This is a genomic window from Mesorhizobium sp. M7A.F.Ca.CA.001.08.2.1 (assembly GCF_003998455.1).
Taxonomy (GTDB): domain Bacteria; phylum Pseudomonadota; class Alphaproteobacteria; order Rhizobiales; family Rhizobiaceae; genus Mesorhizobium; species Mesorhizobium ciceri.
Genome location: NZ_RZPW01000178.1, coordinates 1 through 9,325 on the forward strand (window position 1 = coordinate 1; position 9,325 = coordinate 9,325).

Annotated in this window: 7 protein-coding genes and 1 pseudogene; all 8 read left to right on the top strand. The window is 61.6% G+C overall.

Annotation, left to right across the window (positions count from 1 at the left end):
• On the top strand, positions 1-1,129 hold a 1,129-nt coding region (locus EN914_RS13165), incomplete at its 5' end, for a GNAT family N-acetyltransferase (RefSeq protein ID WP_127389110.1).
• A 12-nt stretch (positions 1,130-1,141) separates the two neighbouring features.
• Complete coding sequence (locus tag EN914_RS13170; protein WP_024501737.1) at positions 1,142-2,365, top strand: GNAT family N-acetyltransferase; 1,224 nt, start codon at positions 1,142-1,144, stop codon at positions 2,363-2,365.
• A 165-nt stretch (positions 2,366-2,530) separates the two neighbouring features.
• Complete coding sequence (locus tag EN914_RS13175) at positions 2,531-3,646, top strand: glycosyltransferase family 9 protein (protein ID WP_024501736.1); 1,116 nt, start codon at positions 2,531-2,533, stop codon at positions 3,644-3,646.
• 194 nt (positions 3,647-3,840) lie between these two features.
• Positions 3,841-5,019: a glycosyltransferase family 9 protein gene (locus tag EN914_RS13180; protein ID WP_245265289.1), complete on the top strand. Its 1,179-nt coding sequence runs from the start codon at positions 3,841-3,843 to the stop codon at positions 5,017-5,019.
• 240 nt (positions 5,020-5,259) lie between these two features.
• Positions 5,260-5,484 carry a hypothetical protein gene (locus EN914_RS13185; protein WP_024501734.1) on the top strand — a complete coding sequence of 75 codons (225 nt, stop codon included), beginning with the start codon at positions 5,260-5,262 and terminating at the stop codon, positions 5,482-5,484.
• 45 nt (positions 5,485-5,529) lie between these two features.
• Positions 5,530-8,022: a DNA ligase D gene (gene ligD, locus EN914_RS13190; RefSeq protein ID WP_024501733.1), complete on the top strand. Its 2,493-nt coding sequence runs from the start codon at positions 5,530-5,532 to the stop codon at positions 8,020-8,022.
• 270 nt (positions 8,023-8,292) lie between these two features.
• Complete coding sequence (locus EN914_RS13195; protein WP_024501732.1) at positions 8,293-9,198, top strand: Ku protein; 906 nt, start codon at positions 8,293-8,295, stop codon at positions 9,196-9,198.
• A pseudogene (locus EN914_RS39190) lies at positions 9,195-9,325 on the top strand (O-linked GlcNAc transferase); the annotation flags it as partial. The gene EN914_RS13195 and the pseudogene EN914_RS39190, both read left to right, overlap by 4 nt.

Consider the following 9,325-nt stretch of genomic DNA (forward strand, 5'->3'; position numbering starts at 1 on the left):
GCTCCACACCAGCTTGGAAGCGGTGAGGCCGCTCTGGCTGCGCCTCCAGGCGGACGGTGTGTGCACCGCCCACCAGAATTATGCCTGGGCCGAGGGGATCGTCGCGCGGCTAATGCCGGAAGGTGCGGAACTGCTCATCGTGGAGGTAAACGATGCCGTGACGGGCGCGCCGCGAATGCTGGTGCCGCTGATACGGCGGCCGGCCTTCCGCCATCGGGTGATCGAATGGCTGAGCTGTGGCGTTTGCGACTATTCGGCACCGCTGCTGGCAGATGCCAGCCCGTGGACGATGCAATCGGCGCAGGCCGCGTGGGCTGCGGTGCGTTCCGTGCTGCCGCCGGCGGACCGCATCCAGATCACGGGAATTCCGCAATCGATCAGCGGCGTCGCCAACCCTCTGGCCTTGCTCGCAGCCACGCGCGATTCCCTGCATACCAGCTTCGGCCTCGCCATCGACGGCGACCCGGAAACCGTGCTCAAGCGCCTATGCCGGCCATCCTTCGTCAAGGCCTTCAACAAGGACTGGCGCCGCCTCGAACGGCTTGGCGACGTGGAACTGGTCGAAGCCAACACGCCGGCCCTGGTGGAGGTCATCTTCGGCGGCCTGGTCCGGATGCGGCTCAGCCGCTTTCGCGAACTGGGCCGCTTCGACCTGCTGACGCAGGCGACGGCTGTCGACTTCTATCGAAACGCCGCTCTCGAGGGCCTGTCGGATGGATCGGTGCGGCTCTTCGGGTTGCGTGTTGGTGAAGCTCTGATCGCCGTACAATACCTGCTGATCCATCAAGTCACCGTTCATGCTCTGCTGATCTCAATCGATCAGGGCGCGGTGCCCAATGTCTCGCCGGGACTTCTGATCATGGGCAAGTTGATGAGCTGGGCGCGCGGCCGCGGTTTCGATTATTTCGACCTGTCGGTCGGCAACCAGAGTTATAAGGAACATATGGGTGCCGTGGGTTCGGGCCTGCGCGAGCTTTGCCACGGGATTACGGTGCGAGGCAGCGCCGTGAGCGCAGCCATCGAGGTCCGCAACCGGACCGAGGTGTTCGTGCGCTCCAAACCTCGGCTGCTGAAGAGGCTCCAGGGACTGATGCGGGACTTGCGGCGCCTGCGTGGGGGATCGGAATGACGGGAGAAGCATGTGGCAAGCTACGCGGCGCGAACGACTCCGATAAGGGATTTGCCCGGTGGGCGGTTTTCCCCGACTGTCGCCAACGCTGATGCAACCGCGCACTTCACGGCTCGGCTGCACACCAGTTTCGATACCGTAAGGCTGCTATGGCTGCTGCTTGAGGCGCACGGCGTCTGCACTGCCCATCAGCACTATGCCTGGGTCGAAGGAATCGCCGCACGGCTGATGCCCAAGGACGCGGACCTGGTCGTCATCGAGGTGAGTGACGCCGTGACCGGCGCGCCGGCCATGCTGCTGCCGCTGATGCGGCGCCGGGCCCTCGGCCACCACGTCATCGAATGGCTGAGCTGCCGCGTGTGCGACTACTCGGTGCCGCTGCTGGCGGATGGGAGAGCGTGGACCAGGCAGAGTGCCGACGCCATGTGGGCGGCGGTCCGTGCCGTTCTGCCACCGGCGGATCGCATCCATATCGCGGGGATCCCGCAGCAGATCCACGGCCTCGTCAATCCGCTGGCACTGCTTTCGGTGGCGCGCGATTCCATCCAGGTCACCTCCGGCCTCGTCCTGCACGGCGACCCGGAGACGCTCATCAAGCGGATCTGCAAGCCGTCCTTTGCCAAGGCCTTCCGCAAGCATTGCCGCGGCTTCGAACAGCTTGGTGGCCTCGCTCTGGTCGAGGCCGACACGCCTGATCTGACCGAGGAGCTCCTGGATGTGCTGCTGGAATTGCGGCTGAAGCGTTTTCGTGAGCTTGGGCGTTTCGACCTCCTGACGCAGGTCCCGGTCGTCGATTTCTACCGCGCCGCGGCGCTGCAAGGCCTGTCCAATGGATCGGTGCGGCTCTTCGGTCTACGCGTCGGTGAAGCCTGGCTCGCCTCCATCTATGTGCTGGTCAGAAAAGGCACACTTCACGCCCTCCTGCTGGGCATCGACCAGAACGCGGTCGCCAATGTCTCACCCGGCCTGACGACGATGGGCAAGCTGATGATGTGGGGATGCGAGCGGGGCTTCGACTATTTCGACCTGTCGGTCGGCGGCCAGGGCTACAAGCAACATATTGGTGCCGCGAGTTCGGTTCTGGCCGAGATCTGCGAACCGGTGACGGTGCGGGGCAGGGCTGCGAACGCAGCCATTCTGCTGCGCAGCCGGGTCGAAGGCATGACGCGGTCGCGCCCCCGGCTGCTCAAGGCCGTCCAGGGCCTGACGCGCCGCTTGCGGCGATTGAAGAATTGAGGACGAGCGTCTGCCGGTGCCAACGACCGATGCAAAGAGGCACCAAGGCACGGCAAGGTTGTTGACAGGGTTGGTTAGCTCTATATTTGAAAGCGCCGCTTGACGTTCAGAAATGAGTGTTCCCGGCGGATTTTTTGAATTTGGCGTTTTGGGTAGATCATTTCGATGAATGCAAGTTCAGGAGATGGGATTCGTTCCATCCTCATTATTCAAACGAAGTTCACTGGAGATGTCACTCTGACATCTGCCTTGGTGCACAATATGCGTCTTGCTTATCCGCAAGCATCGGTAACAATGCTTTGCGCGCCTGGTCTCAAGCAGTTCATTGTCGCGCAAGGGATTGCCGATGTTGCTGTTGGCTTTGAAACCAGTGGCAGAGGAAGGACTGCGCTCAAGCGATTGACCGACTATTATGCCGTCATTTCTGCTCTGCGGCGTCGAAAATTCGATCTTAGCATCGACCTTACCGATTCAAAAACCTCACGGATCCTACACCGTTTGACCGGCGCCCCACTTCGCGTGGGGTTCGATCCTCCCGAGCGTCCGTTTAAGTTCTGGGAAATCCAGATGGCAAACGTTCTCGCGGCGCCCTTCGGCCATGGTGGGTCCCATTATCTCTACAGATACCTGTCTCCACTCCACGCCCTCGGGTTGGAGTATCAGGATCCAACGCCTCGGCTGCAGCCCACCAAGCTTGCCCAAGAGGAGTGTGCCAGGCTTCTTGCGGAGAACGCCTTGGCGAAGAAATCATATGTGGCCGTGCATGCGGGCGCGAGGTCCGAGGGGCGTCGTTGGCCGCCGCAATATTTTGCCGCCGTCATCGACGAGATCTACGCAAAAACCGGACTGCGGTCTTTGCTCGTTGGTGGGCCTGATGAAAGGCCCGTTACGCAAAGCATAGTTGAAACGGCAACGTCGCCGGTGGCCACTGTGGTCGGAAAGGCCTCGCTTGAAGTCCTTGTCGCGTTGTTGGCAGAAGCGGCAATCTTCCTTGGCAATGACAGCGGCCCGATGCACGTTGCAGCGTCTGTTGGAACTCCGGTGGTGGGATTGTTCGGTATGCAGTCTCCTGATCTATGGGGTCCGTTTGTTGTCCCCAACAAAACGCTCCGGCCGTCCATGCCTTGTCCATGTATAGCTCCAGGTGTTTGTAAAGAATACAACCCAGGTGCAGTCCATTGTGTTCAGCGGCTTCAGGTTGCTGAAGTCGCAGAAGCGACACTCGATCTCATCGGGGAGGTTCGAAAATCCGCTCATTCGGGCATGCCGGCCGCTTCGTAGGCTGGCGACCGAACGAAGCTGCACGTGTGCTCCATCCGGGGCCGCTCAAGGCTGGTCAGGTCTGACGCGCCGCTTGCGGCGATTGAAGGATTGAGGACGAGCGTCTGTCGGTCCTGTCGACGACCGATGCAAAGAGGCACCAAGGCCGGCAAGCTTGTTGACAGGGTTGGTTGGCTCTATATTGAAAGCGCCGCTTGACGTTCAGAAATGAGTGTCCTCGGCAGATTTTCTCAAGTTGGCGTTTTCGGCAGATCGTCTCGATGAATGCAAGTTTAGGAGATGGGATTCGTTCCATCCTCATTATTCAAACGAAGTACATTGGAGATGTCGTTCTGACATCTGCTTTGGTTCGCAATCTGCGTCTCTCTTATCCACAAGCATCGGTAACCATGCTTTGTGCGCCGGGTCTCAAGCAGTTCATCGTCGCGCAAGGGATCGCCGATGTTGCCGTTGGCTTTGAATCTCGCGGCAGAGGAAGGACTCTGCGCAAGCGTTTGAGCGACTATCGTGGCGTCATCTCTGATCTGCGGCGAAAATTCGATCTTAGCATCGACCTTACCGATTCAAAAACCTCGCGGATGATGCATCGTTTGATCGGCGCTCCACTTCGCGTCGGCTTCGACCCTCCCGAGCATCCGATGAAGTTCTGGGAAATCCAGCTTGCAAACGTTCTCGCCGCGACCTTCGGACAGGGCGGGGCCCATTATCTCTACAGGAACCTGTCTCCGCTCCACGCGCTTGGGTTGGATTGTCAGGACCCGACGCCTCGGCTGCAGCCGACCAGGGCTGCCCAGGAAGAGTGTGCCAGGATTCTTGCGGAAAACGCTTTGGCGAAGAAGTCATATGTGGCCGTGCATGCCGGCGCGAGGTTTGAAGGCCGTTGCTGGCCGCCGCAACATTTTGCTGCGGTCATCGACGAGGTATACGCCAAAACCGGGCTGCGATCCCTCCTCGTTGGTGGGCCGGATGAAGGGCTTGCCGCGCAAAGGATCCTTGAAGCGGCAGCGTCGCCGGTCGCAAGTGCCGTCGGAAAAGCCTCGCTTGAGGTCTTGACCGCATTGTTGGCCGAAGCGTCGATTTTTCTTGGCAATGAGAGCGGCCCGATGCACATTGCGGCCTCTGTCCGAACTCCAGCGGTGGGGCTGTACGGTCTGACGTCGCCAGAGCAATGGGGCCCGTTCGGTGTTCCCAACCGGACGCTCCAGCCGCCCATGCCCTGCCCATGCATTGCTCCAGGTGTGTGTAAGGAAAACAACGCCGGTAGGGTCTATTGCGTCCAACGGCTCCAGGTTGCCGACGTCGCGGCGGCGACACTCGATCTCATCGGCACGGAAGTTCAAAAATCTGCCCATTCCGGCATATCAGCCGCTTAGCAGAGCGGCAGCGACGGACGATAGTTTGGCGGCGCGGTCGTGCACAGTTCATCTTCGTGTGCTTCACGTCTTGATTCAGGCCAAGGCCCAAGCATGTTCAAAAGATTGGTAAATTGACCGGGCCGCATCCTGCGCTGTCCGCGAAATTGACAGGACGGCGCGTCTCCGCCATCCTTGACCCCAGTCGTCAGGCTGCCGACAGCGGCCGCGTTGCGTGTCAGGGCGACCGAGGGCAGTGTCATGTTCAGTCCCGTCACAGGTCAGAATTCCAAGCGCTCCGCGGTGCGCAAGGCGCTCGATCGTCACAAGGTCTACATCACCGCGCAGCGTTTTTCGGCAGGCACCTACCAGGCCCGGGTTCTGGTCGACGGCGAGGCCTATTGGGTCGACGAATTCCGGCTGAGCCAGTTGCAGCAAGGGCTGTCGCCGGCGGAGCTCGAGTTGACGCCGGCCGCTGACGATTGAGAGCGTGACTGGCTTGTTCCTGGCCGCCGTGCTTCGATCTTTGCGATGACCACTCCACCAAAGCTCAAAGCCTATCGCGCCAAACGCGAATTCGCCAAGACGCCGGAACCGGCTGGCGGGCTCGTCAGCATCGACGGCAACCGCTTCGTCGTGCACAAGCACCACGCCACCGCAGACCATTATGATCTGCGACTGCAGGTCGGCGATGTCTTGAAGAGCTGGGCGGTGCCGCGCGGCCCTTCGCTCAATCCGGCCGACAAAAGGCTGGCGGTCGAGACCGAGGATCATCCGCTCGAATATATCGACTTCGAGGGCGTCATTCCCGAGGGCGAGTATGGCGGCGGGCCGATGATCGTCTGGGACACCGGCAGCTGGGCGCCGATGGACGATGTCGAAAAGAGCTTGCGCACCGGCGCCTTCAAGTTCCGGCTGGCCGGCGACAAGCTCAATGGCGGCTGGATGCTGACCCGGCTGAAGCCGAAACCCGGCGAAGACGAAAATAAGAAGAACTGGCTGCTCTTCAAGGAGCGCGACCTCGCCGCCGACACCGCGCTTGACATCCTCACGGCCCGGCCGGAAAGCGTCAAATCCGGATTGCGCATCGAGGAACTGGCGGCGCCGGCGAAGCCAGCCGCCAAACCCGCGCCCAGACAGGGATCGCTGAAGCCCGGCACGCTGCCGGGCGCATTCAAGGCTCCCATGCTTGCCCGTATCGAGCCGCAACTGGCGACGCAGGTGCCAAAGCCGCCCGATGGCGAAGACACCAAACAAGTCTGGCTGCACGAGATCAAATTCGATGGCTACCGCACCATGGCGCATCTCACTGACGGCGCGGTCAAGCTGATCACCCGTGGCGGCATCGACTGGACGAAGCGCTATGGCGACCTGCCGCATGCGTTCGCCAAGCTGCCGTGCTGCGACGCCATCATCGATGGCGAGATCGTCGTGCTCGATGCCAAGGGCATCAGCCGCTTCGCGCTGCTGCAGGATGCGCTGGCCGAGGGCGCCGGCAGCAAGCTCCATTTCTACGCCTTCGATCTTCTCCATCTCGACGGCTGGGACCTGACCAAGGCGCCGCTGGTCCGGCGCAAGGCGCTGCTGGCGCAGATGCTGTCGGGCCTCGGCGCCAATTCCGCCATCCAGTTCTCCGACCATGTCGAGGGTTCGGGGCAGGGGCTCTACGACCAGGCGTCGGAACTTGGGCTGGAGGGTGTCGTCTCCAAGCGCGCCACGGCCATCTATCAGAGCGGCCGAAGCAAAAGCTGGACCAAGACCAAGGCGTTGCTGTCAGACGACTTCGTCATCGCCGGCTTCACCATCTCCAATGCGGCCGAAGGGTTGGCGGCGCTCGGCATGGCAGAGTTCGCGGATGGTGAATTGCATTATCGCGGCAAGGTCGGCACCGGTTTCGATGCCGCCACCGCCGGTGAGTTGCTCGCCAGGCTGGAGCCGTTGCGGGAAGGCGCCACCGCGCCCGAGGGCGCCCCGCGCGAAATCATGCGCGAGATGAACTGGGTGCGGCCGCTGCTGTCGGCGCGCATCCATTACGCCAACCGCACATCGGACAACGCACTGCGCCACGGCGTCTTCCGCGGTTTGAGGGATGTCGGCCTGTCGACGCCGGTCTCGTCCAAACGCAAGCGGCTGATCGCCGAGGCCGACCTTGCCACCATCTGGGTGACCAACCCGACGCGCCGGCTGTTCGGCAAGACCGGCCCGACCAAGCTCGACATCGCGGTCTATTACGCGCTGGTCGGCGATTTCATGCTGCCGCACATTCTCGGCCGGCCGGTGTCGCTGGTGCGCTGCCCGACCGGCCTGCCGAAGGATTGCTTCTTCCAGCGCCACGCCTTCACCGGCATGCCGCCCTCGGTGGTGACATTCGAGGCGACAAATTCCGAGGGCGAAACCAAATCCTATCTCTCGGTCGAAGGCGCGAAAGGGTATCTGGCGCTGGCGCAGTTCGGCGTCGTCGAGTTCCACACCTGGGGCACCCACCGCGCCAGCCTCGACAGACCCGACCAGATCGTCCTCGACCTCGATCCGGGCGAGGGGATCGACTGGCGCGAGGTGGTCGAGGCCGCGGTGCACATCAAGGACGAATTGGAGCGCCTGGGGCTGGTGCCGTTCGCCAAGACCTCCGGCGGCAGCGGCATCCACATCACGGTGCCTGTGACAGGCAAGCAGAACTGGAAGAAACTGCACCAGGCAACCAGCGCGATCGCCACGCATCTGGCGACAACGGCGCCTGATACTTTCACCACCACCATGGGCAAGGACAACCGCAAGAAGCGCATCTTCATCGACTACCACCGCAATGCGCGCGGCCACACCTCCGCAGCACCTTACTCCTTGCGCGCCCGCACCAATCTGCCGGCCTCGACGCCGGTCAGCTGGAGCGACCTCGAATCCATCGATGCGCCGCAGGATCTGAATTATTCGTCGCTGCCGGGGCTGTTGGCGACGTCGGGCGATCCGTGGGCGGAGATTGATAAGTTTGCGCGGGATCTGCCGGTGGTCTCGGGGGCGACGAAGTAGTTGCAGAAGACGAAGTAAGTAGTTGCAGAACAAGGACCGCCGCGATCCGTGGCGCCCCCCTCTGTCCCGCCAGCGTTTCAAATTCCAGTCCATCGACGCTTCCAACAATTTGAATTATTCTCTGTCCACGACCTCAAATGCATGGCGGAAGATTTCGTCAGGGATTTGCCGGTATTGTGTGCGGTCGGTGTAGGATTTGCTCAGCCTCAATCGTCCTCGGACGAAAGCGCTGCAGGTCTTTGTCAGTGCATGACCGCGTAGGAGTGTTTCATGGCGCCCAGGGCAAGTTGGAAAGGTTACCTCAAACTCAGCCTCGTGAGCTGTCCGGTGCGGTTGTATCCCGCCACCAGCGCCAGCGAGCGCATCTCGTTCAATCAGTTGCACAAGAAGACCCATAACCGCATCAACATGAAGCCGGTCGACCCCGAACTAGGGCTCGTCGAGCGTGCTGATCTGGTCAAGGGTTACGAATACGAGGACAAGCAGTACATCATCATCGATGATGCAGACCTCGACGCGGTGCGCATTGAATCCAACCATACGATGAACATCGAGGCTTTCGTCGACGAGGACGAGGTCGACGTCATCTACCAGGACGCGCCCTACTACATGGCGCCCGACGGCGCGATGGCGGAGGAAACCTTCGCCGTGCTGCGCGAAGCGATGCGCAAATCCGGCAAGCTCGCCATCGCCCGCCTTGTGCTGTCGAGCCGCGAGCGCGTGGTGACGATCGGCGCGCGCGAGAACGGCATGTTCGTGTGCACCTTGAGGAACCCGAACGAAGTGCGCGGGACGGCTGAATATTTTGGCAATATTCCAGCTGGCAAGCCCGACCCCGAAATGCTGCAGCTCGCCGAAGCGCTGATCAAGCAGAAGGAAACCACCTTCGATCCGAAGAATTATGAGGACCGCTACGAGGCGGCACTCATGACGATGATCCGCGAGAAGCTGAAAGGCCACAAGCCGATCATTGCGGCGGCACCGGAGCGCGGCAATGTTATCAACCTGATGGATGCGCTGAAGGCGAGCCTGTCGCAATCGAAGCCGCCAGCCAAGTCGAAGAGCAAGGCCGACGAGGTTGCCAAGCCAGCCGCGAAGAAAGCGGCAGCGGGTGGTGCTGCTGAAAATCCGCTGAAGGCCAATCTGCTGAAGGCGGTCGGCAAGAGCAAGAAATGACGGCGCCGGCCGGCGCTGTTTTCGGCACCATCGGCGCGCTGGCGGCGTTTCCGCTCAGACTGGCCGCGCGTGAAGTCGAACGCCAGCACGGCCAGCTGCGGCGCGGCGTCACCAGGCGCACCACGCA

Coding starts and splice junctions, on each gene's coding strand:
- EN914_RS13195 (WP_024501732.1), top strand. CDS start 8,293: ATGGCGCCCAGGGCAAGTTGGAAAGGTTACCTCAAACTCAGCCTCGTG.
- EN914_RS13185 (WP_024501734.1), top strand. CDS start 5,260: ATGTTCAGTCCCGTCACAGGTCAGAATTCCAAGCGCTCCGCGGTGCGC.
- EN914_RS13175 (WP_024501736.1), top strand. CDS start 2,531: ATGAATGCAAGTTCAGGAGATGGGATTCGTTCCATCCTCATTATTCAA.
- ligD (WP_024501733.1), top strand. CDS start 5,530: ATGACCACTCCACCAAAGCTCAAAGCCTATCGCGCCAAACGCGAATTC.